At 64.3% G+C, this 25,986-nt stretch carries 24 protein-coding genes; 12 read left to right on the forward strand and 12 right to left on the reverse strand.

All coding sequences use genetic code 11. The features are described from left to right. Positions 1–47 precede the first annotated feature (47 nt). Complete coding sequence (locus tag OE747_RS17000; protein WP_263829747.1) at positions 48–524, reverse strand: c-type cytochrome; 477 nt, start codon at positions 522–524, stop codon at positions 48–50. 101 nt (positions 525–625) lie between these two features. On the opposite strand from OE747_RS17000, the gene OE747_RS17005 reads away from it, so the two are divergent. Then, on the forward strand, positions 626–1,486 hold the full coding sequence (locus tag OE747_RS17005) for a LysR family transcriptional regulator (RefSeq protein ID WP_263829748.1): 861 nt from the start codon (positions 626–628) through the stop codon (positions 1,484–1,486). A 2-nt stretch (positions 1,487–1,488) separates the two neighbouring features. Here OE747_RS17005 and OE747_RS17010 read toward each other — a convergent pair whose 3' ends face one another. Together OE747_RS17010 and hpt are read right to left on the reverse strand one after the other, a co-directional pair. Beyond that, positions 1,489–1,845 (reverse strand): hypothetical protein, encoded by a 357-nt coding sequence (locus tag OE747_RS17010; RefSeq protein WP_263829749.1) that lies wholly within the window; start codon positions 1,843–1,845, stop codon positions 1,489–1,491. 101 nt (positions 1,846–1,946) lie between these two features. Beyond that, positions 1,947–2,489: a hypoxanthine phosphoribosyltransferase gene (gene hpt / locus OE747_RS17015; protein ID WP_263829750.1), complete on the reverse strand. Its 543-nt coding sequence runs from the start codon at positions 2,487–2,489 to the stop codon at positions 1,947–1,949. Between the two features lie 74 nt (positions 2,490–2,563). On the opposite strand from hpt, the gene OE747_RS17020 reads away from it, so the two are divergent. Beyond that, positions 2,564–3,010, forward strand: a complete 447-nt coding sequence (locus OE747_RS17020; RefSeq protein WP_263829751.1) for a type II toxin-antitoxin system RatA family toxin — start codon at positions 2,564–2,566, stop codon at positions 3,008–3,010. A 46-nt stretch (positions 3,011–3,056) separates the two neighbouring features. Then, positions 3,057–4,352: an MmgE/PrpD family protein gene (locus OE747_RS17025; protein ID WP_263829752.1), complete on the forward strand. Its 1,296-nt coding sequence runs from the start codon at positions 3,057–3,059 to the stop codon at positions 4,350–4,352. A gap of 164 nt (positions 4,353–4,516) precedes the next feature. On the opposite strand, the gene OE747_RS17030 is transcribed toward OE747_RS17025, so the two are convergent. The 4 genes from OE747_RS17030 to OE747_RS17045 form a co-directional block, all read right to left on the reverse strand. Further along, positions 4,517–5,698, reverse strand: a complete 1,182-nt coding sequence (locus OE747_RS17030) for an ammonium transporter (protein ID WP_263829753.1) — start codon at positions 5,696–5,698, stop codon at positions 4,517–4,519. Between the two features lie 142 nt (positions 5,699–5,840). Then, on the reverse strand, positions 5,841–6,332 hold the full coding sequence (locus tag OE747_RS17035; RefSeq protein ID WP_263829754.1) for a CinA family protein: 492 nt from the start codon (positions 6,330–6,332) through the stop codon (positions 5,841–5,843). Next, positions 6,329–6,826: a phosphatidylglycerophosphatase A family protein gene (locus tag OE747_RS17040; protein ID WP_263829755.1), complete on the reverse strand. Its 498-nt coding sequence runs from the start codon at positions 6,824–6,826 to the stop codon at positions 6,329–6,331. The genes OE747_RS17035 and OE747_RS17040 overlap by 4 nt, the downstream gene beginning before the upstream one ends. After that, the gene (locus OE747_RS17045; RefSeq protein ID WP_263829756.1) at positions 6,823–7,956 is read right to left on the reverse strand and encodes a bifunctional 2-C-methyl-D-erythritol 4-phosphate cytidylyltransferase/2-C-methyl-D-erythritol 2,4-cyclodiphosphate synthase; all 1,134 of its coding nucleotides are present in this window, start codon (positions 7,954–7,956) and stop codon (positions 6,823–6,825) included. The genes OE747_RS17040 and OE747_RS17045 overlap by 4 nt, the downstream gene beginning before the upstream one ends. 183 nt (positions 7,957–8,139) lie before the next feature. Here OE747_RS17045 and dusB point away from each other — a divergent pair, with 183 nt between their 5' ends. The 5 genes from dusB (at position 8,140) to ntrX (ending at position 15,363) form a co-directional block, all read left to right on the forward strand. Continuing rightward, positions 8,140–9,123, forward strand: coding sequence for a tRNA dihydrouridine synthase DusB (dusB, locus tag OE747_RS17050; RefSeq protein ID WP_263829757.1), 984 nt, complete (start codon positions 8,140–8,142; stop codon positions 9,121–9,123). Further along, positions 9,120–10,199, forward strand: a complete 1,080-nt coding sequence (locus OE747_RS17055; protein WP_263829758.1) for a two-component system sensor histidine kinase NtrB — start codon at positions 9,120–9,122, stop codon at positions 10,197–10,199. The genes dusB and OE747_RS17055 overlap by 4 nt, the downstream gene beginning before the upstream one ends. Then, a complete protein-coding gene (locus OE747_RS17060) occupies positions 10,199–11,572 on the forward strand; it encodes a response regulator (RefSeq protein ID WP_263829759.1) in 1,374 nt (457 codons plus the stop codon). Before OE747_RS17055 ends, OE747_RS17060 begins: the two co-directional genes overlap by 1 nt. A 99-nt stretch (positions 11,573–11,671) precedes the next feature. Beyond that, positions 11,672–13,957, forward strand: a complete 2,286-nt coding sequence (locus OE747_RS17065; RefSeq protein WP_263829760.1) for a sensor histidine kinase NtrY-like — start codon at positions 11,672–11,674, stop codon at positions 13,955–13,957. Beyond that, positions 13,954–15,363, forward strand: a complete 1,410-nt coding sequence (gene ntrX, locus OE747_RS17070) for a nitrogen assimilation response regulator NtrX (RefSeq protein ID WP_263829761.1) — start codon at positions 13,954–13,956, stop codon at positions 15,361–15,363. Before OE747_RS17065 ends, ntrX begins: the two co-directional genes overlap by 4 nt. Positions 15,364–15,371: 8 nt before the next feature. On the opposite strand, the gene OE747_RS17075 is transcribed toward ntrX, so the two are convergent. After that, on the reverse strand, positions 15,372–15,848 hold the full coding sequence (locus OE747_RS17075) for a hypothetical protein (RefSeq protein WP_263829762.1): 477 nt from the start codon (positions 15,846–15,848) through the stop codon (positions 15,372–15,374). Positions 15,849–15,946: 98 nt separating this feature from the next. Between OE747_RS17075 and trkA the strand changes: the two genes are divergently transcribed. The 4 genes from trkA to hflX all read left to right on the forward strand — a co-directional run bounded on the left by trkA (position 15,947) and on the right by hflX (position 20,507). Beyond that, entirely contained in the window at positions 15,947–17,323 is a 1,377-nt protein-coding gene (gene trkA / locus OE747_RS17080; protein WP_263829763.1) for a Trk system potassium transporter TrkA, read from the forward strand. Beyond that, entirely contained in the window at positions 17,323–18,864 is a 1,542-nt protein-coding gene (locus OE747_RS17085; RefSeq protein ID WP_263829764.1) for a TrkH family potassium uptake protein, read from the forward strand. The genes trkA and OE747_RS17085 overlap by 1 nt, the downstream gene beginning before the upstream one ends. A gap of 132 nt (positions 18,865–18,996) precedes the next feature. Continuing rightward, the gene (gene hfq / locus OE747_RS17090; RefSeq protein WP_005611588.1) at positions 18,997–19,236 is read left to right on the forward strand and encodes an RNA chaperone Hfq; all 240 of its coding nucleotides are present in this window, start codon (positions 18,997–18,999) and stop codon (positions 19,234–19,236) included. Then, positions 19,236–20,507: a GTPase HflX gene (gene hflX / locus OE747_RS17095; protein ID WP_263829765.1), complete on the forward strand. Its 1,272-nt coding sequence runs from the start codon at positions 19,236–19,238 to the stop codon at positions 20,505–20,507. The genes hfq and hflX overlap by 1 nt, the downstream gene beginning before the upstream one ends. On the opposite strand, the gene OE747_RS17100 is transcribed toward hflX, so the two are convergent. From OE747_RS17100 to hemB, 4 genes are all read right to left on the reverse strand, one after another. Continuing rightward, positions 20,504–21,664, reverse strand: coding sequence for a cation:proton antiporter (locus OE747_RS17100; protein WP_263829766.1), 1,161 nt, complete (start codon positions 21,662–21,664; stop codon positions 20,504–20,506). The two genes, hflX and OE747_RS17100, sit on opposite strands and share 4 nt — an antisense overlap. Continuing rightward, positions 21,665–24,130 (reverse strand): penicillin acylase family protein, encoded by a 2,466-nt coding sequence (locus OE747_RS17105; RefSeq protein ID WP_263829767.1) that lies wholly within the window; start codon positions 24,128–24,130, stop codon positions 21,665–21,667. A gap of 137 nt (positions 24,131–24,267) precedes the next feature. Further along, positions 24,268–24,840 (reverse strand): lipid-binding SYLF domain-containing protein, encoded by a 573-nt coding sequence (locus OE747_RS17110; protein WP_263829768.1) that lies wholly within the window; start codon positions 24,838–24,840, stop codon positions 24,268–24,270. Between the two features lie 133 nt (positions 24,841–24,973). Continuing rightward, the gene (hemB, locus tag OE747_RS17115; protein ID WP_263829769.1) at positions 24,974–25,972 is read right to left on the reverse strand and encodes a porphobilinogen synthase; all 999 of its coding nucleotides are present in this window, start codon (positions 25,970–25,972) and stop codon (positions 24,974–24,976) included. Positions 25,973–25,986 lie beyond the last annotated feature (14 nt).

Genomic DNA, 25,986 nt, shown 5'->3' on the forward strand with positions numbered 1-25,986 from the left:
CGTCTGAAAAAATACCGGTCCCAGTCTAACCGGGACCGGCGCGCGCGTCACTCTTCGGCGCGGAACGACTTGTGGCAGCCACCGCAAGAGGCGCCAACCGGGCCGATGGCGCCCCGCAGCGCCTCGAGATCGGTGCCGGCGGCGGCCTGAAGGGCCGCGACCGCCTCGCCCATCGCCTGCGACTTGGCGCCGATATCCGAATCGGCGGCCCAGATGGCGGGCAGCGCGCGGGTGCCCTCGACCGAGGCATTGTCCGACCCGGCGGGCCAGGCGGTGGGCATCCAGATCGACTTGGCGGCGGCAAGGTTGTTGGCGGCCAGCGCGGCGGCCTCGGCATCGTATTCCGCCTCGCCCTTGGCCATGGCGCCCAGGATGCCGAGGTTGAAGGCGTAAAGCGTCATCTGCGCCTGGCGCGCCTTGATCTCGCGGGCGAACTCGCCCTGCGCGTGGCTTGCAGCAAAACCGACGCCGGTCATGGCGACCAGCGCGGCGGCTGCAACGGAAATTCTGGCTTTCGAAAACATGTACCGTCTCCACTGTTGGATTGAAAATTGGCGACAGCGACTAGTTTATCTGTGATGGTAACTCGTAGTAGTCAGAGTTTTTGTCTAAAGGGTACGTATTCTTGCACAGATTGAACTGGGATGATCTTCAATATGTTCTGGCCGTCGCGGATGCCCAAAGCGTGGCGGGTGCCGCGCGTGAGCTGGGGGTGAACCATGCCACCGTCCTGCGCCGGATCGCGGCGTTTGAGGAAAGCGTCGGAACCCAGGTGTTCGACCGGACACCGCGCGGATATGCGCTGCGCCCTGATCGGCTGCGGCTGATCGCGGCTGCGCGGGAGGTTGGGCAGGCGGTCACCTCGGTCTGCAATCTGGCGGACGGACTCGATGCGCCTTTGGGCGGGCATGCGCGGGTGACATCCACCGACACGCTGTGTCAGACGGTGCTGCCGGAAATCCTGTCCGAGTTGTGCGGCAAGAGGACTGAACTGCAATTGTCGCTGATTTCCACCAACAGTCACCTGAACCTGTCGCGGCTCGAAGCCGAGCTTACGGTGCGGCCTGCGAAGGTCTTGCCCGAGGGACTGGTCGGAGAGACGCCCGTGTCCATGCATTTCGCGGCCTATGCCTTGCCTGGTTGCGCCAATCTGGGCTGGCTCGGGTTCGACGGGGCGATGCGGCGGTCCACCGCCTGGGCATGGTTGGAGCCGCAGCTGGACAAGGGAAGGGTCGTTGCGTCGGGTGACAGCTTCCTGGTGCTGCGGGAACTGGTCGCCCGGGGCGTGGGCAAGGCGTTGTTGCCGGTGTTCGTGGGGCGCAAGGACCCGAGGCTGGAACGGATCGACATCGACCTGCCGGGCAACCTGGCCACGCCGATCTGGGTCGCGTGTCACGAGGATCTGGCCGATGTTCCCCGTCTGATCCGGATCCGCAAACTGTTGTGCGATGCGCTTGAGGCGCGGTCCAGGGATTTCGTGGCCTGAGTTTACTTCAACAGATCAGAGACGATGCCGACCGCGTCGATCACGGTGCGGGAATCCTCGTAGATCGACACGATATCGTCATCAATCCGGATGTAGCGCTGACCCGGCGGCAGCGGCTTGAGCTTCCATTTATCGAGATCGTCGATGTAATCGAACTTGAGATCGCCGGGGAGTTTTGCGCCTCGCGTGTAGCGCTTGATCTGGCCGGGCGGAATCACCTTGGGGCCGTTCGACTTGTCGATCTTGACCTTGTCGGCCCCCTTTGCCTTGCCTTTGCCCTTGTCATCCTTGGCCTCGGCAGTGCCGGTCGCAAATGCCAGAGACAGCATGCATAGAAATGCGGTCATACCTTTTGCCATGGCCAGAGCCTCCTTCTGCCGGGAAGCCAAGCCTAGCCCTGACCGTGGTTGAATCAAAGGGTTTTCATGGCGGGTGGGGCGCAGTCCGTGACTGCGGCTCCTTACCCCTCGACGAAGCGGACCTTGCCGATGAAGGGCAGGTTGCGGTTGCGTTGGGCAAAGTCGATGCCATAGCCCACCACAAATTCATCGGGGATCTCGAAACCGATCCAGTCGGAGCGGAAATCCACCTCGCGTCGGCTGGGCTTGTCCAGCAGGGCGATGGATTTCAGCCGCTTGGGCATCCGGCTGAGCAACAGATGGGTGACATGGTTCAGCGTGTGGCCGGTGTCGACGATATCCTCGACCACCAGCACGTCGCGGCCTTCGATCGGGCTGCGCAGATCCTTGAGGATACGCACCTCGCGGCTCGATTCCATCGCGTCGCCATAAGAGGAGGCTTCGAGGAAATCGACCTCGATCGGCAGGTCAAGCTCGCGCACCAGATCGGCGATGAACACGAAGCTGCCGCGCAAGAGACCCACCACAACCAGCTTGTCGGTATCGGCGAACTCGGCCTGGATCTCGCGGCACAGCGCCTCGATCCGGGCCGCGATGGCCTTGGCCGAGATCATCTCGTCAATCACATAAGCGCGGTCCGTCATCGCAGCCCCCTTGATCTTTGGCGCGCAACATACGACATGACGCGCCATTGTCATCAACAAATGCCCAAGGACAGATGCCCACACATTCGGAAACCCGACGCCTGCCGTATAGTGCCCAGCAGATGTACGATCTGGTTGCCGATGTGGCCAAGTATCCCGAGTTCCTGCCCTGGTGCGCGGCGGCCCGCATCCGCCGGACCACGCCCGAGGGCGAAGCGGTGGTGATGGAGGCGGATCTGGTGATCTCGTTCAAGGTGTTCCGCGAGCGGTTCGGCAGCCGGGTGACCCTGTTTCCGGCGCAGATGCGTATCGACACCGAGTATCTGGACGGACCGTTCAAATACATGAAATCGGACTGGGCCTTTGCGGATGCGCCCGGCGGCGGCTGCGACGTGTCGTTTCATGTGGATTTCGAATTCAGGAACGCCCTGCTGCAAGGGGTGATCGGGATCGTGTTCAACGAGGCGATGCACCGGATCGTGCGCGCGTTCGAGGAGAGGGCAAGGGCGCTTTACGCCTGAACGATGCCCTCTTTACGCGGGTCCGTCCGACGCTAGACTGCGCGTCATGCCAGAGTTGACACGCACCCTTTCCGAATTCGCCACCGGTTCCATCACCACGACACCCGCCGCCCGGCTGGTCACGTCATTGTCTGCCCTCGACTGGGTCGCGGTCGGCCGCGCAGGCGCCGAGGAGCCGGTCTCGCGGATCGTCCGCGACATGGTGCTGGAGGAGGGGGGCGCGGGCCAGGCGCGGCTGTTCGGAGGGGGCGCGGCGCCGCTGCGCGGCGCGGCGCTGGTCAATGGCACGGTGTCGCATGCGCTGGATTACGACGACACCCATTTCGCCCATATCGGCCACCCTTCGGTGGCGGTGTTTCCGGCCGCGCTGGCCATGGCCGAGGCACGCGACGCGGCGCTGGTCGAGCTGCTGGAGGCGGCGCTGGTAGGCATGGAGCTGTCGGTGCGCGTGGGGCTGTGGCTGGGGCGCGGGCATTACCAGGCCGGGTTTCACCAGACCGCCACCGCGGGCGCCTTTGGCGCGGCGGCGGCGGCGGGGCGTCTGGCCGGGTTCACCGCCGCGCAGATGGCACAGGCGCTGGGACTGACGGCGACCCGGGCCGCGGGGCTGAAGGCGCAGTTCGGCACCATGGGCAAGCCCTATAACGCAGGGATCGCGGCGGCGGCCGGGATCGAGTCGGTGCAACTGGTGCGGCGCGGATTTGTCGCCAATCCGGACGCGATGGAAGGCCCGTTCGGGTTTGGGGCGACCCATCACGGGGCCGGGGACCTATCGGCGCTGGAGGGGTTGGGCGAGACCTGGCTCTTTGAGCAGGTCAGCCACAAGTTCCATGCCTGCTGCCACGGATTGCATGCGGTGCTGGAGGCGGCGCGCAGCCTGGATATCGCGGAACCCGAGGTGGCGGCGCTGACCGTGCGCACCCATCCGCGCTGGATGAGCGTGTGCAACCAGCCCGCGCCGACCACCGGGTTGGGGTCCAAGTTTTCCTATACCACGGTGCTGGCGATGCGGGCGCTGGGGCACGATACGGCACGGCTGGACAGCTATTCGGACGCGGTCTGTGCCGATCCGCGGCTGGTTGCGTTGCGCGAGAAGATCGAGGTGCGGGCCGATGACAGCCTGAGCGAGACCCAGGCGCATCTGGAGCTGCTGCGGCGCGACGGGGTGCGGCAGGAGGCGGAGCACGACCTGATGGCGCCGATGACCCTGTCCGCGCGCGAGGAGCGGGTGCGGGCCAAGGCCGTCAAACTGATCGGCGGGCGGGTGGCCGACGAGATCTGGGCAATGCTGCGCACCGGCGGGCGCGCGGCCGATCTGGCGGCGCGCCTGGCGGTGGGCTAACGCGGGTATCGCGCGGGTCGCGCGATGCCTCCGGCGGGGAAATTTTCGGCAAGAGGAAGGAGGGCGTGCGCGACCGGTTTGAATGGTCGTGGCCCATGAAAAAAGCGGACCCGGGAAGGGTCCGCTCCTTGCCCGTTCGGGCGAGCGAGCGCGCCGAGGTGGGCTCAGCTGCTCATGTCATAGGCCCGCTCGCCATGGACGGAGAGGTCGAGCCCGTTTGTTTCGGTCTCGGCATCTACGCGAAGCGGGGTAATGAGCGCAACCACCTTGATCAACACGATGGTGACAACGGCTGTGAAGACACCTACGATCACCAGCCCGCCCAGTTGTGCGGCCCAGCTGCCAGAACCGAGTACGGCGATCATGAGCGTGCCAAAGATGCCACCGACCCCGTGCACGGCAAAGACGTCGAGCGTGTCGTCGATCTTGAGCCAGTTGCGCACGAGGTTCACCGCCTCCTGACACAGGATCCCGGCGACGGCGCCAATGAGTAGTGCTGCGGCGGGGCCGACAAAACCGCTGGCGGGGGTGATCGAGGCGAGACCTGCGATGGTGCCGGTGACCAGACCCACCAGCGAGGCCTTGCCGTATTTGATCCGCTCCCACAGCGCCCAGCTGAGCGAGGCGGTGGCGGCGGAGATATGGGTGACGGTCAGCGCCATGGCGGCGCCGCCATCGGCGGCCAGTTGCGAACCGCCGTTGAAGCCGAACCAGCCCACCCACAGCATCGCCGCGCCGATCATCACGAAGCCGGGGTTGTGCGGCGGCGTGGTGCGGTTGCGGCGCGGTCCAAGGAAAACGGCGATGATCAGCGCGGCCAGACCGGCGGTTTCATGCACGACGATGCCGCCGGCGAAATCCTTGACGCCGGTCTCGCCGAAGATGCCGCCATCGGCCAGCATGCCGCCGCCCCAGATCCAATGCACCACCGGCGCATAGCACAGCAGCATCCAGAGGCCCGAGAAGGTGAGGACAAAGCCGAAGCCCACCCGCTCGACATAGGCGCCGACGATAAGCGCCGGGGTGATGATGGCGAAAGTCATCTGGAAGGCAAAGAAGAGGATCTCGGGCAAGGTGCCGCTGAGGCTGTCGACGGTCACGCCCGCCAGCATCACCTTGTCCAGCCCGCCCCAGAGACCTGATGTGCCGCCGCCAAAGGCGATAGAGTAACCCGCCACCAGCCACAGGATGCTCATCAGGCAGGCGATGGCGAAACAGTGCATGAACACGCTCAGCACGTTGCGGGCGCGCACGAGGCCGCCGTAGAACAGGGCAAGGCCGGGCAGGGTCATGAAGAGGACCAGGGCCGTGGCCACGATGATCCAGGCGGTATCGGCTCCGTTCATGGGCCGCTCTCCTTTGCTGCGAAAACGAGTGGTGAGTGCGGTTGAGCGGAAATCGGGCGCGGGAAAAAGAGGCAGGCGGGTGCCGGGGCGCCCAAAAATGACGCTTTTGTCAAAGTGATTAATTTTTGCGCGGCTGTTCCGGCTATTTGCCTGTTTTGGGGTCGATCAGGGAAAGCCCCCGGTCCAGCAGCGCCAGCGCATGGTCGCGGGCGGCGCGGCGCACCGCGTCGCGGCCCAGGGCGCCGAATTCGATGGTTTCGGATTCGGTGGCGAAGCCTTCGCCCGACAATCCGAAACAGACCCGGCCTTCGGGTTTGAATTCGGACCCGCCGGGCCCGGCGATGCCGGTGATCGCGACAGCCAGCGTGGCGCGCGAGAAATCGAGCGCGCCTTCGGCCATTTCGCGGGCCACTTCCTCGGACACGGCGCCATGGGCGTCCAGCGTCGTCTGGCGCACGCCCAGCATGTCGCGTTTGGCGGCGTTGGTGTAGGTGACAAAGCCCCGGTCGACCACGGCGGAACTGCCGGCAATGTCGGTGAGCGCCGCCATGACCATGCCGCCCGTGCAGCTTTCCGCGGTTGCGATGGTGACGTTTTGCGCCTTGGCGCGGTCCAGAAGAGCGGCAACGGTCACAGGCCCAGTACTCCGTGAGAGAGCCCTGCAAGCAGGGCGGTGCCGAGGGCGGCAAAAGCCCCGGCGATGATATCGTCGAGCATCACGCCCATAGGATCGCCGCGTCGGTCGGCGCGGCCCACCCAGCCTGGCTTGGTGATGTCGAAGAGGCGGAACAGCACGAAGGCCGAGACCCAGCCGGGCCAGAGGACCGAGATGTCGAGCCCATGCAGCCAGGCGGGCAGCGAGATGGCCCAGAGCGCCAGGAACTGGCCCGCGACCTCGTCGATGACGATCTCGGAAGGGTCGTGGTCGTCCTGTCCGGCGGTCATCACGCCGGTGGCCCAGAGACCGCCCAGAAACGCGGCGAGTGTCGCCAGGGCAAGGGCGGGGAAGCCGCCCGCCTGATGGATGAGCCAGGCCAGCGGCAGCGCCGCCAGCGAACCCCAGGTGCCGGGTGCGGGGCGCAGGTAGCCGACACCGCCGACGGTGGCGATCAGTCGGGCCGCGGTCATGGCCGCACCAGACAGGCGGTGGCCAGCGCCGCGATACCTTCGCCACGACCGGTGAAACCCAGCCGCTCGGATGTGGTGGCCTTGACCGAGATACGGGTCGAATCCAGCCCCATGACCCGGGCCATTTCTGCTTGCATCGCAATGGCATGCGGGCCGATCTTGGGGTATTCGCAGACCAGCGTGCAGTCGATGTTCGACACGGTGTAGCCGCGTGCGCGCACCAGATCGACGGCGTGACGCAGGAAGATCTCGCTGGCGGCGCCCTTCCATTGCGGGTCCGAGGGCGGGAAGTGGCGGCCGATATCGCCTTCGGCCAGCGCGCCATAGAGCGCGTCCGTCACTGCATGCATGCCGACATCGGCATCGGAATGGCCTTGCAGACCGCGCTGGTGCGGTACCCGCACCCCGCAGAGCATCACGTGATCGCCGGGGCCGAACCGGTGCACGTCATATCCATTGCCCAGTCTTACATCCATGTCCTGCCTCAATATGCGTTCGGCGCGGGCGAAATCCTCGGGCCGGGTTATTTTCAGATTATCCGGCTCGCCCGGCACGATGGCAATGTCCAGCCCGGCGGCGCGGGCGACCTCTACATCATCGGCGGCACCGCCCGGATGGGCGGCATGGGCGGCGCGGATGGCGTCATAGTGAAATCCCTGCGGCGTCTGCGCAGCATAGAGGCCATCACGGCTGCGCGTACCGGTGACGAGGTCATCGGCGCCGGTCCAGAGTGCGTCGGTCACAGCGAGGCCGGGAGCCGCCGCAGGATGGGTGTCGAGCGCATTCAGAATGGCGCCGATCAGGTCGGGCGAAACACAGGGCCGGGCCACGTCATGGATCAGCACCTTGGTGATGCCTAGCCTGTCGAGCGCCGCCAGCCCATTGCGCACCGATCCCGCGCGGTCCGCGCCACCTTGGGCGAGGATCAGCGGGCGTTGCGAGAACTCGGCCCAGCCGTCGTGATCCTCGGGGTTCAGGACAAGTACGACATGGCCGATCTGGGGGATTGCGAAACGGTCGAGTGTCCAGTCGACCACCCGGCGGCCCGCCAGCATACGCCACTGTTTCGGCAGGTCGCCCCCGGCGCGGGTTCCGCGCCCGGCGGCGACGATGATGGCGGCAGTCGTCATTGAAATCCTCAGGGTTATTCCGGCCGATGTTTATGAGGTGACGTGTTCGGTGGCAATCACTCGGCGTAAGTTGATTAAAAATTGTGCAGTTGCGTATTTCTTCCGCCTTGAGCCCGGTGGTTTCATTGTGCAAAGGGCATGACCTCGGTACCACTGGCTCAACTGCGCAAGGATTAGGCAGACGTGACCCTGCATCTTGGAGAGAAAACACTGACCCCGCCGGTCCTGCTGGCGCCGATGGCCGGAATCACCGACCGGCCGTTCCGCGACCTGGTCATGGAGTTCGGGGCCGGGCTGGTTGTCAGCGAAATGGTGGCAAGCCAGGAGATGGTTCAGGCCAAACCGGGCGTGCGCGAGCGTGCGGAACTGTCGGCGGATGTGGAGAACACCGCCGTGCAACTGGCCGGGCGCGAGGTGCACTGGATCGCCGAGGCCGCGCGCCAGGTGGCGGACCGGGGCGCCCGGATCATCGACATCAACATGGGGTGCCCGGCCAAGAAGGTGACGAACGGCTATTCCGGTTCGGCCCTGCTGAAGACGCCCGACCATGCGCTGCGTCTGATCGAGGCGGTGGTCGAGGCGGTTGACGTGCCGGTCACGCTGAAGACCCGGCTGGGCTGGGACGAACACCTGATGAATGCCGCTGACGTCGCGCGCCGGGCGCAAGAGGCCGGGGTGCAGATGGTGACCATCCACGGGCGGACCCGCTGCCAGTTCTACAAGGGGCAGGCGGATTGGGCGGCGATCCGGCCCGTGCGCGATGCGGTGCGCGTGCCGCTGATCGCCAATGGAGACATTGTCGATGCCGCTACCGCTCGGGACGCCTTGGCGCAATCAGGCGCGGACGGGGTGATGGTGGGGCGGGGTGCCCAGGGTAGGCCCTGGGCGCTAGCCGAAATCTCAAACGCGCTCTATGGCTCGCCGGCGCCCGAGATCCCGCGTGGCCTGACGCTGGTCGATATGGTGATCCGGCATTACGAGGCAATGCTGTCCTTCTATGGAACGGACCTGGGGTTGCGCGTCGCGCGCAAGCATCTGGGTTGGTACATGGACGAGGCGGGCACGCCCGCCCCCCTGCGCAAGTCGATTCTGACCAGCCGCGACCCGGTCGCCGTGATCCGCCTGTTGGCAGATGCGCTGATGCCGGGAACGGAGGCCGCGGCATGATCCAGGACAGCGCCATCTGGACCTCGCTGCCGGTGCCGGCCTTTCTGATCGACGAAAACGACCGGATCGCCGATGTGAACTCGGCTGCCGAAGGGTTTCTGAACGCCTCGCGCAAATCGGTGCTGGGTTATCCGATCTGGGACCAGCTGGCCATCGACGCACCGATCGAGCAGGCGTTCGAGCGCGCGCGCAAGCAGGGCACGCCGCTGTTCGTCAATGACATCGACGTGGGGTCGGGCAGCCGCGCGCCGCTGCAATGCGGGCTCCAGATCGCGCCTGTCGTGGGCCGTCCCGGCACCATGCTGATGCTGGTCAGCCCGCGCGAGCTGGCCGGGCGCATGACCCAGAGCCATTCGGTTAAATCGGCGGCGCAATCCGCCATCGGCATGGCCGAGATGCTGGCACATGAGATCAAGAACCCGCTGGCGGGGATCACCGGGGCGGCGCAGCTTTTGAGCATGAACCTGGCGGCCGAGGATCTGGAGCTGACCGACCTGATCGTCGAGGAAAGCCGCCGGATCGTGAAGCTCTTGGAGCAGGTCGAGCAGTTCGGCAACCTGAGCACGCCGGATTTCAAACCGGTGAACATACATGACGTGCTGGACCGGGCGCGGCGCTCGGCGCTTTTGGGCTTTGGCGCGCATATGGCCATCGTGGAGGATTACGATCCTTCGCTGCCACTGGCTTATGGCGACCCCGACCAGCTGTTGCAGGTGATCCTGAACCTGCTCAAGAACGCGTCCGAGGCGGCGCCGGGTGGCGGCACGATCCGCTTGCGGACCTATTTCGAGCATTCGTTCCGCCTGCGCCGCAGTGACGGATCCGGCCATTCCCTGCCGCTTCAGATCGAGGTGGTGGATGACGGGCCGGGCCTGCCGGACGATATTCGCTCAGATATCTTCGACCCGTTCGTGTCCGGGCGCGAGAACGGCACCGGGCTGGGCTTGGCGCTGGTGAGCAAGATCATTTCCGACCACGACGGCTGGATTTCCGTCGACTCGGTGCCGGGCCGCACGGTGTTCCGGCTGTCGTTGCAGCGCGTCCCGAAAGGGCGCCAGGAGAAGGAGAACAACTGATGGATGGTACGGTTCTGGTTGCCGATGACGACAGAACGATCCGGACGGTTCTGACCCAGGCGCTGACGCGCGCCGGATGCAAGGTGCATGCGACCTCGAGCCTGACCACGCTGATGCGCTGGGTTGCCGAGGGCAAGGGCGATGTCGTGATCTCGGACGTGATCATGCCGGATGGCAACGGGCTGGAGATGCTACCGAAGATCTCGCAGGACCGGCCCGGGCTGCCGGTGATCGTGATCTCGGCGCAGAACACGATCATGACCGCGATTCAGGCGACCGAGGCCGAGGCCTATGATTATCTGCCGAAACCCTTCGATCTGCCTGACCTGATGAAGCGGACGGCGCGGGCGCTGGAGCACAAGCGTCGCGCGTCGCCCGGTCGGCAGGTCGAGGAGGTGGCCGAGCGGCCCGATGAGCTGCCGCTGGTCGGGCGCACCCCGACGATGCAGGCGCTGTACCGGCTTGTGGCCAAGGTGATGAACACCGATCTGCCGGTGATGATCTCGGGCGAGAGCGGCACCGGAAAGTCACTGATCGCACGCACCATTCACGATTTCTCCGACCGCCGGACCTTGCCCTTTGTCACCGTCACGGCCTCGGACCTGCAAGAGTTGGAAGGCCCGGTCCGGGTTCTGGCGCGGGTCAAGGGCGGGACGCTGCTGATCGATGAGATTGCCGATATCAGCGAAGAGATTCAGGCGCGGATCGTCCGGATGATGGATGCGCCCGGCGATTATGTGCCGCGTTTCATGGCGACCAGCCAGACGGACATGGCCGCGGCGATGGAGCGGGGCAAGGTCCGGCAGGACCTCTATTATCGGCTGTGCGGGGCGCCGATCCATGTGCCCTCGCTGCGGGAACGTGTCGACGACATCCCGCTGTTGACCGATTACTTCCTGGCCAAGGGTGAACGTGAGGGCGGGCCGAAACGCTGGTTGAGTAAGGAGGCGGTCGAGTTTTTCCGTGTCTATTCCTGGCCGGGCAACGTCCGGCAGTTGGAAAACGCGGTGCGGCGCCTGTCGCTGATCAGCCGGGCCGAGGAAATCACCCGGGCCGAGGCGCAGCAGGTTCTGGGCAATCAGCCGGATCTTGAACCGGCGCTCGGCGGGAGGGGTGATTCCGAAAAACTCTCGGCTTCGGTGGCGCGTCACTTGCGGCGCTATTTCGATCTGCATGGCAATATGCTGCCGCCGCCGGGTCTGTATCAGCGTATTCTGCGTGAAGTCGAAGCGCCGCTGATCGAGATCGCGCTGGAGGCTTCGGGCGGAAATCAGGCGAAATGCGCCGATTTGCTGGGTATCAACCGGAATACGCTGCGCAAGAAGATCACCGATCTCGATATACAGGTGACACGCCGCCGCAAACTGATGTAATATCGCCACACAAAGCGTGGCATCCGGGTCGCATCCCGGCAAGGACCACGAAATATGGCGGTTCGTCGCGCAAGCGGCACATCAGGATGAGGGCAGCAGGTGGCATCCCGGTCACAGAGCGGATCGTTTTTGTCGCTCACCGAATGGCGAAAGACCCGAAAGGCCCGCAATATCGGGGCTTTGGGGCTGGTTCTTCTGGGGCCGGTGCTGACGCTTGCGACCTATCTGGTGACGGGGCCGTTCGATCTGGGCGCCAGTTCGACGACATTGCGGCTGATCCTGCTGGCGGATCTCGTCTATATCCTGGCGCTTGCGGCGCTGGTGATCTCGCAGGTGGGGCGGCTGGTGGCCGCGCGGCGCGAGAAATCGGCGGGATCCCGCCTGCACCTGCGCTTGATCGGGGTGTTCACGCTGCTGGCGCTGATTCCAACGATCACGGTGGCGGTGTTTGCCGGTCTGACCCTGAACATCGGGCTGGAGGGCTGGTTCTCGGACCGGGTGCGCAATGTGGTGGGAGCGTCGCTGTCGGCGGCCGAGGCTTATGAACAGGAGCACCGGGAGGGGTTGGAGCAGGACGCCCGGGCGCTTGGCCGCTATCTGGACCAGGCGCGCTCGCTGAACTTCTTTGTCACCGATGCCGAATTGCGCGGCGTGCTGGCCCAGGGGCAGGCGCAGATTCAGCGCGGCCTGCGCGAGGCCTATGTCATCGACGGAAGTGGGCAGATCAAGGCGCGGGGCGACCGGTCCTATCAGTTCGATTTCGAGGCGCCCAGGGCCGAAGATTTCGCGACCGCGCAGGCCAGGGGCACGGCCGTCATCCAGGATTGGGACAATAACGAGTTTCGCGCGCTGGTGCCATTGCAGGCCTATCTCGACCGCTACCTATATGTCAGTCGGGTGGTGGATGGCAGCATTCTGAACCTGCTCGACGACACCAAGGAGACGGTGCACCTGTATCAGCAGCTGGAAAACGAGCGCGGGCGGGTGCTGTTCGAATTTGGGCTGCTCTACCTTGGGTTCGCGGTCATCCTGATTCTGGCGGCGGTCTGGCTCGGCCTGTGGTTCGCCGAGCGTTTGTCGCGTCCGGTGGGCCAGTTGACCACTGCCGCACAGCGCGTCGGGGGCGGCGACTTGGGGGTGCAGGTGCCCGAGGACAATGGCGATGACGAGATCGCCATGCTGGGGCGCTATTTCAACCAGATGACGCGGCAGTTGAAGGGGCAGCGCGACGCGCTGCTGGAAAACACGCACCAGATCGAACGGCGCAGGCGGCTGTTCGATTCGGTGCTGAGTTCTGTTACCTCGGGCGTTGTCGGGCTGGATGCGCAGGGTTGCGTGACCTTTGTGAACCGTTCGGCCGCGCGGCTCTTGGATTGGTCGGGGGACGAGCAAAGCCTGGCGATCGGGATCGCGGTTCCCGAGTTTCTGCCGCTGTTCGAAGGGCTGGTGGGAAGCGCGCAGGAAACGGTTCAGGCCGAGATCAAGGTCACCCGCAAGGGCCAGTTGGAGAACCTGCTGGTGCGCATGTCGACCCGTCGCGGCGAGGATGACACACTCGAAGGTTACGTGATCGCCTTTGACGATGTCACCGATCTAGTCAGCGCCCAGCGGATGGCGGCCTGGGGCGACGTGGCGCGGCGCATCGCGCATGAGATCAAGAACCCGCTGACACCGATCCAGCTGAGCGCCGAGCGCATCAAGCGCAAGTTCTCGCGCAAGCTGGACGAAGAGGATTGCGATAGCCTGGAATCCATGACCGACGTGATTGTCCGCCAAACCAATGACTTGCGCCGGATCGTTGACGAGTTCTCGAAGTTTGCCCGGATGCCCGAGCCTGACCGGCACGAAGAGGACCTGAGCAAACTGGTGCGCGAGGCCGCGGTGTTGCAGCAATCGGGCCAGCCGAGCGTGCATTTTGTGGTCGATATCCCGGATCAGCCAGTGATGGGTAATGTCGATGCCACCATGTTGGGCCAGGCTCTGACGAACCTGATCAAGAACGCGGGAGAGGCCATTGAAAGCCTGGAGAAAAAAGGCGCGCCAGACAATCTGCGGCCGGAGATCCGGGTGCGGCTCGACGGTGAGGGTCCGGGTATTGTGGTGACGATTGCCGATAACGGGATCGGGTTGCCCGAGGACCGGGCGCGACTGTTCGAGCCATATGTAACGACGCGCGACGAAGGGACGGGCCTTGGCCTGCCCATCGTCAAGAAGATCATCGAGGAACATGGCGGGACGCTTCAGCTCGAAGACGCGCCCGTTTTTGAGGGCCAGGACCATTTCGGCGCGATGGCCGTGATCCGGTTGCCAGCCTATGAGCCAGTGCAAAAGTCCGCGACCCTAAGACAGGCGGCAAGAAGCAAAATGAAAGCAGGGACGATATGAGCGATATCCTGATTGTTGACGACGAGCGCGACATTCGTGAACTGGTGTCGGACATTCTGGAAGACGAAGGCTATGCGACGAGGCTGGCGGGCAATTCCGAAGAGTGTATGGCCGCGATAAACGCGGAACCGCCTGGGCTGTTGATCCTGGATATCTGGCTCAAGGACAGCCGGATGGACGGGATCGACATCCTCAAGGCGGTGAAGCGGGACAACCCGGATGTGCCGGTGGTGATCATCTCGGGCCATGGCAATATCGAGATCGCTGTGGCGGCGATCAAGCAGGGCGCCTATGACTTCATCGAGAAGCCGTTCAACATCGACCAGCTGATGGTGGTGATCCGGCGGGCGATGGAAACCTCGCGCCTGCGCCGGGAGAATGCGCAGTTGAAACGCCGCGAGGTTTCGACCGCCGAGATGATCGGCCAATCCGCCGCGTTCCGGGCGATGGTCAACCAGCTCGACAAGGTCACCAAGTCGAACGGGCGCGTCATGCTGCGCGGGCCGGCGGGGTCCGGCAAGGAAATCGCCGCGCGCTATATCCATGCCCATTCAAACCGGGCCAACGCGCCGTTTGTGACGGTGAACTGTGCCGGTGTCGAACCCGAGCGGATGGAAGAGGTGCTGTTCGGTCGCGAGACGCCGGAACGTGGCGTCGAGCCGGGGCTGTTGGAACAGGCGCATGGCGGCGTGATCTTTTTCGACGAAGTGGCGGACATGCCGCTGGGCACCCAGTCCAAGATCCTGCGGGTTCTGGTCGATCAGCAATTTCAGCGCGTCGGCGGTGCCGACAAGGTCCGGGTGGACCTGCGGGTGATTTCCTCGACCAACCGGGATCTGGAAACGGAGATCCAGGCAGAGCGCTTCCGGCAGGAGCTGTATCATCGCCTGAACGTGGTGCCGATCGCCGTGCCCTCGCTGGAGGATCGCCGCGAGGACATCCCGGTACTGGCCGCGCATTTCATCGAGACCTGTCACCAGAGCCAGGGCCTGCCGTTGCGGGAAATCAGTGAGGAGGCGATTGCGCTGATGCAGACCATGCCCTGGCCGGGCAATGTGCGCCAGTTGAAGAACCTGATCGAACGGGTTCTGATCCTGGGCGAAGGCACGGACCCGATCGAGGCCAAGGAATTGCCGAGCAACGAGGAAAAGGCCGAGGAAGGGCGGGTCGTTCTGTCCGGCGCGCTGGCGACACTGCCGCTGCGCGAGGCGCGCGAGGCGTTCGAGCGAGAATACCTGCTGACCCAGATCAACCGGTTTGGCGGCAATATCAGCCGCACCGCCAGCTTTGTCGGCATGGAGCGCAGCGCGCTGCACCGCAAGCTGAAGTCGCTGGGCGTGGTGACCTCGGGCAAGTCGGGCGCAAGGCTGGCCTTTGCCGATGACGAGGTTGAGGCGGCCGAATAGCCGTCAAACTAGCCGGAGACGGGTGTCACCACCTGAATGGACCCGTCTTCGAACTTTACGACACAGGATTTCGGCCCAAGCGCGGGCAGCTTGGCCGATTTGACCGGTTGAACCTGGGCCGCGACGGTCTGGCTGCACGTGGGCAGTTGCACCGGGGCATAGCCCTTGTCCGCCATGCATTGCTGTTCCACGCGCCCGCGCAGACCGGCATTGGGATCGACGGTGTAGACGTTGCCGGGCTCCCACCAGCCGGGCGTGGTATAGCACTGGCCTGCCGAATTGCAGACCGTGCGCCCGGGAAAATATATTGGCGGGCTTTGCCTGACTTGCGTGGCCACGGGCGCGTCACGCAGCGCCTTGACCTGGCAATCCGTGGTCTCGGATTGCATGCGCGAGACGCTGACGCCTTCGCGATAGTAGATCGACAGCGGGCCGCAGCCCGACAGAATCAACGCAACAAGAGGAAGAGAAAGACCGTGTTTCATAGCCGCGAGAGTGGCACCAACGCGCGGCCAAGACAATTGAATTGACCCGGTCCCGGGCTTCTGTCATTCAAAAAACCTCAGGCAAAAGGGGCCAGAGCATGAAGGTCATCATCTGTGGTGCGGGGCAGGTTGGCTGGCAGATCGCGCGCCATTTGTCGGGTGAGTTGAACGACGTCACCGTGGTGGATAGCAACCCCGATCTGGTGCGGCGCGCCACAGAGACGCTGGATGTGCAGGGGATCGCCGGTTTTGCCTCGTACCCCGATGTGCTGGAGCGCGCGGGCGCGCGGGATGCGGATATGATCATCGCGGCGACCTATTCCGACGAGGTGAACATGGTCACCTGCCAGGTGGCCCATTCGGTGTTCGGGATTCAGCGCAAGATCGCGCGCCTGCGGTCGAAATCCTATCTGAACGCGATCTATTCCGACCTCTACCGGCGCGAGCATCTGCCCATCGACGTGGTGATCAGCCCCGAGCGCGAGGTTGCGGCGGCGGCGATGCGCCGCCTGTCGGCGCCGGCGGCCTTTGACACCGAGGTGTTCATGGGCGGCATGGCGCAGCTGGTGGGCCTGTCGGTTGACGAGGAAAGTCCGATCATCAACACGCCCCTGCGGCAATTGACCGATCTCTTCTCGACCCTGCGGGCCATCGTGGTCGGCATCCGACGCGAGGGAACCCTGTTTGCACCGGAGCCGGGCGACCAGATCTTTGCTGGCGATGAATGTTATGTCTTCTGCCATGTCGATGACGTGAGCAGAACGATTGAAGTCTTTGGCAAGACGCAGAAAAAGCAGGATCGCGTTGTCATCGTTGGCGGCGGGAACGTAGGGCTGGAAGTGGCCCGCGCGCTGGAAGAGCACAAGGGCCGCATTCATGCAAAGGTGGTCGAGCGGGACCGCCGGAACGCGGAACGGGCCGCCGAGGCGCTGGAGCGGACCATCGTGCTGCATGGCGACGGTCTGGACGCCGCCTTGCTGTCCGAGGCCGGGATCGACCGGGCGGATGCGATGCTGGCCGTTACCGACGACGACCGGACCAATCTGCTGGCGGCGGTGCGGGCCAAGGCTGCCGGGTGTCGGCTGGCCATCGCGCTCATCAACGACCCGACGCTGGTGGCGTTGATGGGGCCGCTGGGCATCGACGCCTATATCAACCCGCGCGCGACCACGGTCAGTTCGATCCTGCGGCACATCCGGCATGGGCGTGTGCGTCAGGTCTATTCTATCGGAGACGCCGAAGCCGAGGTGATCGAGGCCGAGGTACTGTCGACCTCGCCCATGGCGGGCCAGCGGCTGCGCGACATTGACTTTCCCGAGGGGGTTCTGGTCGGCGCGGTCAGCAAGGATGGCAAGGTGGTGCGACCGAACGGCGAGTTGCGTATCGAAGAGGGCGACGTGATCGCGCTCTTCGCGATGGCGGATGACGTGCCCGAGGTCGAACGGCTGATGCAGGTCTCGATCGATTTCTTCTGATGGCGCGGCGCAAGCAACAGGAGGAGCAGGGATTGTTGCGGCGGTTGCCGCTGTTCCTGCTGGTCTGGGGCGCGTTCTCCATCAGCATGTGGGTCCCGTCGACCTATGCGCTGGTGTTGAATGATCACGAGACCTCGCGCTCGTTTTTGTATTCCGGGCTGCTTGGTGTGATCGTGGTAACCATGGTCGCGCTGGCGCGCGCCGGGCGCCCGTCGCGGCACGGGGTGTTGGGGCAATTGCTGACGTTGTTGTCGACCTTTGCCATCCTGCCGGTTTTTCTGGCCATTCCGTTTCATGATGCGCTCAAGACCACCAGTTTCCTGAACACCTATTTCGACATGGTCAGTGCGATCACCACAACCGGGGCCGAGATGTTTCCCGACCCCACACGGCTGAGCCAGCCGCTGCATCTGTGGCGGGCCCTGGTCGGCTGGCTGGGTGGGCTGGTGATGTGGATCGCCGCCTCGGCGATCCTGGCGCCGCTGTCGCTGGGCGGGTTCGAGGTGACGGCGCAGGGCCAGCCGGGCCGGATCGTCGCCGGATCGGGGCAGGGCGAGAAGGTGGACAGCCGTGGCCGCCTGATCCGCATCGCTGTTACGCTGGCGCCGGTTTATGCCGGGTTGACGGTGATTGTTGCCATCCTGTTGATGGCCTCGGGAGAGGCGGAACTGACCGCTGTCTGCCATGCGATGTCGATCATGGCGACCTCTGGGATATCGCCGGTCGGTGGCCTGTCAGGATCCACCGCCGGGCTGACGGGTGAGGCGATCCTGTTCCTGTTCATGTTCTTCTCGCTGTCGCGGCTCACGTTTTCCTCGGACACGGCGACGCGCGGATATACGCGGCTGGATCAGGATCCGGAGTTTCGCATCGGTGTGCTGATCGTGGTCAGCGTTCCCCTGCTGCTGTTCCTGCGGCACTGGTCTGGCGCGATCGAGATCAACTCGGCCGAAAACCTGGGGTTGGCGCTGCGGGCGCTGTGGGGCGGGGTCTTTACGGTCTTGTCCTTCCTGTCGACCACCGGGTTCGAATCCGCGGACTGGGAAGAGGCGCGGCAATGGTCGGGGCTGGGAACCCCGGGCATGATCCTGCTGGGCCTGTCGGTGATCGGTGGCGGGGTCGCCACCACCGCAGGGGGTGTCAAGCTGCTGCGGGTTTATGCGCTTTACCTTAACGGGACCCGCGAGTTGCAGCGGCTGGTCTATCCCTCGTCGGTCAGTTCCGCCTCGGGCAAGAACCGCCGGATTCAACGTGACGGGGCCTTTATCGCCTGGGTCTTCTTCATGCTCTTCGCGATTTCGCTTTTGTCGGTCTGTCTGGCGCTGGCGGCCACGGGGTCGAGCTTTGAGCAATCCATGGTGCTCAGCATCGCGGCCTTGAGCACGACCGGCCCCCTGATCGAGATTGCATCCGAAGAGCCGATACGGCTGATCGAGATGACCGTTGCGGCCAAGGTGATCCTGTGCGCCGCCATGATCATCGGCCGGCTGGAAACGCTGGCGATCATCGCCCTGATCACGCCCGCCTTGTGGCGGAATTGACCTATCGGGAACGCGGGCCGATTTTCTTTGCCTTTTTCGACTGGCAAATCCCTGAACAGGACTTCATACTTAATCATTAGGTGCGTGCCGATGCGCGGCAAGTAGCAAGAACAAAGGCGAGATTGTAAAGAAATGGCTTCGGACAGACAGAATCTTCAGGATGCTTTCCTGAATCATGTAAGAAAAACCAAGGTCCCGGTCACGATTTTCCTGATCAATGGCGTGAAATTGCAGGGGGTCATCACCTGGTTCGACAATTTCTGCGTGTTGCTGCGCCGCGACGGACAGTCGCAACTGGTGTACAAGCACGCGATCTCGACGATCATGCCGGCGCAGCCCATCAGCCTGTACGAAGGTGAAGACTCCAATTGATGGAACAAGATCGTGCGGGCACCCGCGCGTGGGTTCTGCATCCCGAGTTGAAATCCGACCCTGACCGCCGGGACCCGGTTCCGGCGTTGGAAGAGGCTGTGGCGCTGGCCGCAGCTTTGCCGGAGTTGGAGGTCGCGGGATCGGGCATCGTGCGCCTGCCCAAGCCGCATCCCGGCCATCTGTTCGGATCGGGCAAAGTCGAAGAGCTGGGCGCGCTGTTCAAGGCCAATGAGATTGAGCTGGTGCTGATCGACGGGCCGCTGTCCCCGGTGCAGCAGCGCAACCTGGAAAAAGAATGGAAGGTGAAGATCCTCGATCGGACCGGTCTAATCCTGGAAATCTTCTCGGATCGCGCCCGGACCCGCGAGGGTGTCTTGCAGGTCGAGATGGCCGCGCTCAGCTATCAGCGGACGCGTCTTGTGCGGGCCTGGACCCATCTCGAACGGCAGCGCGGCGGACTTGGCTTTGTCGGTGGCCCCGGCGAAACCCAGATCGAGGCGGACCGGCGTGCGATTGACGAACAGCTTGTGCGGCTGCGGCGGCAGCTCGACAAGGTGGTCAGGACGCGCGAATTGCATCGCAAGGCGCGGGCCAAGGTGCCTTATCCGATCGTTGCCCTTGTGGGCTATACCAACGCCGGGAAATCGACGCTGTTCAACCGGCTGACCGGGGCCGAAGTGCTGGTCAAGGACATGCTCTTTGCCACGCTCGACCCGACCATGCGGCGGGTTCAGCTGCCGGACGGGCCCGAAGTGATCCTGAGCGACACGGTTGGGTTCATTTCTGACCTGCCCACGGAACTGGTCGCGGCGTTCCGCGCGACGCTGGAAGAGGTGCTTGCCGCCGATCTGATCCTGCATGTTCGCGACATCAGCCATGCCGCGACCGAAGAGCAGGCACGCGATGTCGAAAGCATCCTTGCCTCGCTTGGGGTGGCCGAAGGAAGCCCGAAGCTGGAAGTCTGGAACAAGATCGACCTGCTCGACGCTGACCGTCACGCGGCGGCCCGGATACGCGCAGAGCGGGATCCGGGTCTCTATGCGGTGTCGGCAATCACCGGCGAGGGGCTGGGCGATCTGCTGGCGGCCATTTCCCGGCAGCTGGAAGAGGTGCGGCACGAGACGACGCTGCTCCTGTCGTTTTCCGACGGGCGGCGCCGCGCGTGGCTGTTCGATCAGGATGTGGTGCAGAGCGAGGAACAGACCGAGGCCGGGTTCGAGATCAAGGTGCTGTGGACGGCGCGGCAAGAGGCGCGGTTCGGCGCGCTCTAACCTGCCTTGCGCAAGGCGACGGCGGCCAGGATCGGCCCGATAAGTTCGAAGGTCACCGTGGCCGCAATGGCAAGCGCGGTGATCATGTCGCCATGTTCGGGAAAGTATTCGGCCGCCATCAGCGCCATACCGATGGCGACCCCGGCCTGCGGCAACAGGGCCGGTCCATACCAGTTCCGTTGGTGGCGCGGCGTGCGGGCCAGCATCCCACCCAGCCACCCGCCCACGATGCGCCCCAGAATCCGCAAAACGCAATAGGCGAGGCCGACCGGCCCGATGGCCCACAAGGCCGCGGGCTCCAGCGTTGCGCCCGCGAGAATGAAGAAGATGATCATGAAGGGCCATTCGAGATTCTCGATCTCGCGAAAGGCCATCGTGTGGTGACGGGCAAGGTTGACGATGACGGCACCGGCGGTCATGCCCGCGATCAGATAGGACAGATCGAGCCACAGGGCGCAACCGGCGGTCAGGAATACGACCCCCAGCGCTTCGATCCTCAGCGGTTCGCCGTCCGACAAGCGGCCGGTGAGATAGGCGGCGGGCACCCCTATGACGCAGCCCAGCAGCATGGAGCCGAAGATCTCCACCAGGGCGTCGGCCAAGAGGTGCAGCCCCGGATCAGCCCCGTTGACCGCCCGGGCGACAACGATCAGCAGCGCGAACACCATCACGCCCCAGGCATCGTCGATGGCGACGATCCCCTTTAGTGTCCGGGAGAACGTGGTGTCGGTTCCCGATTGGCGGATCACATCCAGCGTTGCCGCCGGATCGGTGGCGGTTGCCAGCGCCCCGATCATCAGGGCTGCGGCCAAGGGAACGCCGATTGCGGTCAAACCGGCGGCGACGGCGATCAGGGTGCAGAACACGACCGCCAGCGAAATGATCACGATGGCCCGGCCCTGGGACCGGAGGGTTCTGAAGGACAGTTCACCGCCGAGCAGAAACGCCACCATGCTGAGCGCGATGACCGCGACAATCGGATAGACATCGCGCAGGTCCTCCGGGATCAGGTCAAACCCGGCGCTGCCGCCCAGCAGCCCGCAGGCCAGGAGCAGCGTTACCCGGGGGAGGTTGGTGCGTCGGCCCAGGCCGTCGGCAGCCAGTCCGACGAGAAACAGCACCCCAAGCGCGATCAGGGCTGGTGCGTAGACCTGCATCTAGGGTTTTTGGACCAGTTGCGTGATGCCGACGGCGGCCGCCCGTGCCAGCTCGGTATCCAGTGACATCGGAATGTATTCGCCCCGGCGCCAGAGCTGAGCCAGATCGTCGTAATAGCGCGACAGGAAATGGCCCGACTGCCCGGTCGAGATCACAAACACGGAACTGTCCGGGTCGGCAAAGTCATAGACCCCGCGATACCCCGCGCCATGCACGTTCTGGAACGGGTCGGGATCCTCGCCCGAGGTGCGACCCCGTTGCAGCGTGTTGTCACCACCGCTGGTCGATTGCCGGATGTTCACGAAATACCGCAGCACCGGCACCTCACCCAGTACCGGATGGTCATGGGTGGCCTGATGGGCGTCGCCCCAGCGCAGCGATTCCAGGGCCGTGCCATAGCGCTCGCCGATCCAGACCAGCGCATCGTCCAGCGCCAGGCGGGCGATTTCGGTGCAGTCTTCCTGTGGTGCGCTTTGCCGGATGTCGCACCAGGCCGAGGCGCCGTCGACATCCTTGAACACCCGTTCGATGAACAAGGGTTCGACATGTTTGAATTCACTGGCAAGCGGCCCCAGCTCGTCGGTGATCAGGCGTTTTTGCAAGGCGCGCACCCAGGCGGCATAGATCAAAGGTTCGGGCAGATGCTCGTTCATCTCACCGTTCCATTCCGCCAACAGGGACAGCGCGATCTGGCGCTGGCGCTCGGGCGTACCTTCGGGGGCGGCCTCTCCGGTAAACCACAGATCCGCGCCGATCAGCGGCAGCAGGGTGCGGGCGGTGGGGCTGACCGGGTCGAGCTGCGCTTCGATGAAACCGTCGCGGGTGTGCACCTCGCGCGATTGCATCAGTCTCAGCCAGCGGGTTACGCGTTGCGTATCGCCCCAGACAAAGGAGATGTGGTTGGGAAAGGGGCGTTCGAGCAGTTTGTTGTTGGTATTGCCGAGCAGGCCGCCGACAGGGGACAGGAATTCGGGGTTGGAGGCATAGGGCATACGCCCCTGCCAGCGGTTCTCGATGCGCCAGCCTTGCGAGGGCAGGCGGCCCTGGCTTTGATGCGCGGCATCCCGGCGCGGCACCGCCCCTACCATCTTCATGGCGACGGTCTCTCGGTCGGCAAGTGTGAGGTTCTGCGACGGGCCGACATAGGATTCGGTGGCCTTGATCGCTTCGTCCACCGTGCCCGCGCCGAGCAGCGCCATCGCCGCCGACATTGAACCGTCCTGCGGATCAAGGATGGTCCAGGCCAGCGAGGCCACATGCCCGGGCGGCGTGATGGTTTCCAAGTCGTAGACCGTTCCGGGCAGGACCGGCCCGTTTTCGGTCCAACGCAGGGTCAGGGTGATCGGGGCGGCATCCTTGATCTCGATGATCGAGGGGCGCGACTCGAAGGCCTTGTACCCGTCCGGCGTCAGGTATTCTTCTGGGTTGTCGGGGTTCAGTTTCTCGATGAACAGGTCCTGGTCGTCCATGTAGGACGAGGTCAACCCCCAGCCTAGACGCTCGCTGCGGCCCACAAGCACCAGCGGCATGCCCGGGATCGTGCCGCCGATCACACCGCCCTTGGCCAGTTCCAACCGGGCCAGATACCAGGTGGAGGGGGCCGAGAACCCCAGATGCGGATCGTTAGCCAGCAAGGTTCCACCGCTGGCCGAGCGCGACGGTGCCGCCGCCCAGGCGTTGGAGGCGCCGGCCAGGCCACGTTTTGGCAGTGGTGACAGAGGGTTGTCGTCCTCTGTTCGGCCGGCGGCATAGCGCGGCAGGCCGGGAAACATCGCGGCATATTCCGGCAGCGCCGCCACTCCGGCACCCGGTGCGTCCGGCAGGATATCGAGCAGGCGGGCCGGGTCGCCCAGCATGAGAGAGGTCCGCGCGCGCAGCACTTCCTCTTCGAGATGTCCAGAGAGTTGCAGGCCCATCAGTTTCATGATCGCGATACTGTCGGCCGGTTGCCAGGGGGCGACAGGGGCGTTGAACAGGAACATCTCCGGCGCGCCGCGGCCCAGCGCCTTGTCGTTGATCTCGGCCAGGCGCGCGTTCACACCGGCGGCATAGGCCTTGAGTGCGGCGGTGGTATAGCTGTCCTGCGTCGCGACCGACTGTTGTGCCAGGCGATAGAGGTCGAGCCGCCGCAGCAACCGGTCGATCGGCACGGTTCTCTGGCCGAAAACCTCGGACAACCGCCCCTGTACCGTCCGCCGCAGCATGGTCATCTGCCACAGCCGGTCCTGTGCGTGCACGTAACCCAGGCCAAAGAACACGTCCGGGTCGGTACCGGCGAAAACATGCGGAATGTTGTTGTTGTCGCGCACGATCTCAACGGGTGTGGTGAGACCCTCGACCTCAACGCTCTGGCTGTACTCGGGCAGCGACTGGCTGGCGAGGTAGTAGATCAGGCCGATCGCCGCGACCACCAGAATGACAAGACCTGCGGCAAGTCGCAGAAGCCAGCGAAAAATCAGTCCCATGCGTGACCCGAAAGGTTTTGGTTTACGGATGATGATTTGACACTAAGGCATTGAGTGTCGGAACAAAAGAGCACATCCGGTCCGGATCCGTGAACGCAGGGAACGCCGATCACGGGATGTGACCGGCGTTGTCGTTGTCAGGGAATGATACGGGTATACTTGGTACCTTCGAGCGTTGCGCCCACCCGCAGACCGGCGCGCCCGAAGACCGCGGCCAGAACCGGAGAGCGCAGGGTGTTGGTGTCGGCGGCCAGAGAGTCGCCCTGATCGCTGACCACATATTCCAGATCGGCCCCAGCGGCCCAACCGCTGGACCGGCGGAACTCACTGAGCGCGTCCTGGGTCATGAAGAAGAGCACATGCGCATATTGCTGGGCGCCTACCTGGAACCCTGCGCTGCCTTTTACCGCCGAGTAGTAGTCGACCGTCACGCCGTCGATGCGCAGCGCGCCGCGGCCATAGCCGCCGCCAAAGACAAAACCGGCCTCGGTCAGAAGTGGCATCACCAGCATGCCAGCCGCCTTTTGCGAGATTTCCACGGTGTTCGGGAACTCGCTGTACATCTCGTTGAGCGTCGCGACGACGCGCGCGTCGATTTGGGCGGCGTTGGAGTTTCCAACGCCATTGCCGCATGCGGCGGTCACTGTCAGACCGGCCATGCCAAGAAGAATGCCTCGACGGGTCGGCCGGGGAGTAAGGATGCTGCTCATCTCTCTCGTCTTTCGTAGAGTTGCCTGAAGTAAGCCGGGTTATCCCGGTCTTGGCGAGGACATTACGCCGATCACAAGGCCCTGTCACGACCGAACTGTCACGGTTCGGCGGGTTCTCGCCCCGAAACCCTGCTCAAGCGTTCAGAATACGCGCAACCTGGGGTGCAAAATAAGTCAGGATGCCGTCGCACCCGGCGCGCTTGAAGGCCAGCAGGCTTTCCAGCATCACCTTTTCCCCGTCGATCCATCCGTTCTGGGCGGCGGCCTGGATCATCGCGTATTCGCCAGACACCTGATAGGCATAGGTCGGCGCGCCGAACGTGTCCTTGACCCGTCGGCAGATGTCGAGATAGGGCATGCCCGGCTTGATCATCACCATGTCGGCGCCTTCGGTCAGGTCGCGCTCGATCAGGCGCAGGGCCTCGTTCGAGTTGCCCGGATCCATCTGATAGGTCTTCTTGTCGCCGGTCAGCGCGCCCGAGGCGCCAACCGCATCGCGGAACGGTCCGTAAAAGGCGCTGGCGTATTTTGCGGCATAGCTCAGGATCATGACATTGCGGTGGCCGCTTGCCTCCAGCGCCTGGCGCATCGCACCGATACGCCCGTCCATCATGTCGGACGGACCGATGATATCGGCGCCTGCCTCGGCCTGGGCCAGTGTCATCTTGACCAGCGCTTCGACCGTCTCGTCATTGATGATCTCGCCACCCACCACATAACCGTCATGGCCGTTGATGTTGTAGGGGTCGAGTGCCACATCGGTCATCACCGCGATGTCGGGGGCGGCGGCCTTGATCGCGCGGATGGCGCGGTTCGACAGGTTGTCGGGACTCCAGGCCTCGGCGCAATCCTCGGTTTTCAGCGCGGCATTGGTGTAGGGAAACAGGCAGATCGCCGGAATACCCAGCGCCTGCGCCTCGACCGCGGCCTGGGCGACCCGATCGACCGAGCGGCGCATCACGCCAGGCATCGAGCCGACGGGCTCTTCAACGCCTTCGCCATCACGCACGAAAACCGGCCAGATCAGATCATCAACGGTCAGCGTATGTTCCCGCACCAGGGCGCGAACAGAGGACGAACTGCGTGCACGGCGAAACCGCGCGGCGGGAAAGGGGGCGATGGTCGGCTTCATGCGGCGCTCTCCTT

It is taken from the genome of Ruegeria aquimaris (assembly GCF_025751555.1).
Taxonomy (GTDB): domain Bacteria; phylum Pseudomonadota; class Alphaproteobacteria; order Rhodobacterales; family Rhodobacteraceae; genus Ruegeria_B; species Ruegeria_B aquimaris.

Excerpts from the sequence above, each read along its gene's own strand:
- OE747_RS17000 (WP_263829747.1), bottom strand. The coding sequence starts at position 524 with ATGTTTTCGAAAGCCAGAATTTCCGTTGCAGCCGCCGCGCTGGTCGCC.
- OE747_RS17010 (WP_263829749.1), bottom strand. The coding sequence starts at position 1,845 with ATGGCAAAAGGTATGACCGCATTTCTATGCATGCTGTCTCTGGCATTT.
- hpt (WP_263829750.1), bottom strand. The coding sequence starts at position 2,489 with ATGACGGACCGCGCTTATGTGATTGACGAGATGATCTCGGCCAAGGCC.
- OE747_RS17020 (WP_263829751.1), top strand. The coding sequence starts at position 2,564 with ATGCCCACACATTCGGAAACCCGACGCCTGCCGTATAGTGCCCAGCAG.
- OE747_RS17025 (WP_263829752.1), top strand. The coding sequence starts at position 3,057 with ATGCCAGAGTTGACACGCACCCTTTCCGAATTCGCCACCGGTTCCATC.
- OE747_RS17030 (WP_263829753.1), bottom strand. The coding sequence starts at position 5,698 with ATGAACGGAGCCGATACCGCCTGGATCATCGTGGCCACGGCCCTGGTC.
- OE747_RS17040 (WP_263829755.1), bottom strand. The coding sequence starts at position 6,826 with ATGACCGCGGCCCGACTGATCGCCACCGTCGGCGGTGTCGGCTACCTG.
- OE747_RS17045 (WP_263829756.1), bottom strand. The coding sequence starts at position 7,956 with ATGACGACTGCCGCCATCATCGTCGCCGCCGGGCGCGGAACCCGCGCC.
- OE747_RS17055 (WP_263829758.1), top strand. The coding sequence starts at position 9,120 with ATGATCCAGGACAGCGCCATCTGGACCTCGCTGCCGGTGCCGGCCTTT.
- OE747_RS17060 (WP_263829759.1), top strand. The coding sequence starts at position 10,199 with ATGGATGGTACGGTTCTGGTTGCCGATGACGACAGAACGATCCGGACG.
- ntrX (WP_263829761.1), top strand. The coding sequence starts at position 13,954 with ATGAGCGATATCCTGATTGTTGACGACGAGCGCGACATTCGTGAACTG.
- OE747_RS17075 (WP_263829762.1), bottom strand. The coding sequence starts at position 15,848 with ATGAAACACGGTCTTTCTCTTCCTCTTGTTGCGTTGATTCTGTCGGGC.
- trkA (WP_263829763.1), top strand. The coding sequence starts at position 15,947 with ATGAAGGTCATCATCTGTGGTGCGGGGCAGGTTGGCTGGCAGATCGCG.
- OE747_RS17085 (WP_263829764.1), top strand. The coding sequence starts at position 17,323 with ATGGCGCGGCGCAAGCAACAGGAGGAGCAGGGATTGTTGCGGCGGTTG.
- hfq (WP_005611588.1), top strand. The coding sequence starts at position 18,997 with ATGGCTTCGGACAGACAGAATCTTCAGGATGCTTTCCTGAATCATGTA.
- hflX (WP_263829765.1), top strand. The coding sequence starts at position 19,236 with ATGGAACAAGATCGTGCGGGCACCCGCGCGTGGGTTCTGCATCCCGAG.
- OE747_RS17100 (WP_263829766.1), bottom strand. The coding sequence starts at position 21,664 with ATGCAGGTCTACGCACCAGCCCTGATCGCGCTTGGGGTGCTGTTTCTC.
- OE747_RS17105 (WP_263829767.1), bottom strand. The coding sequence starts at position 24,130 with ATGGGACTGATTTTTCGCTGGCTTCTGCGACTTGCCGCAGGTCTTGTC.
- OE747_RS17110 (WP_263829768.1), bottom strand. The coding sequence starts at position 24,840 with ATGAGCAGCATCCTTACTCCCCGGCCGACCCGTCGAGGCATTCTTCTT.
- hemB (WP_263829769.1), bottom strand. The coding sequence starts at position 25,972 with ATGAAGCCGACCATCGCCCCCTTTCCCGCCGCGCGGTTTCGCCGTGCA.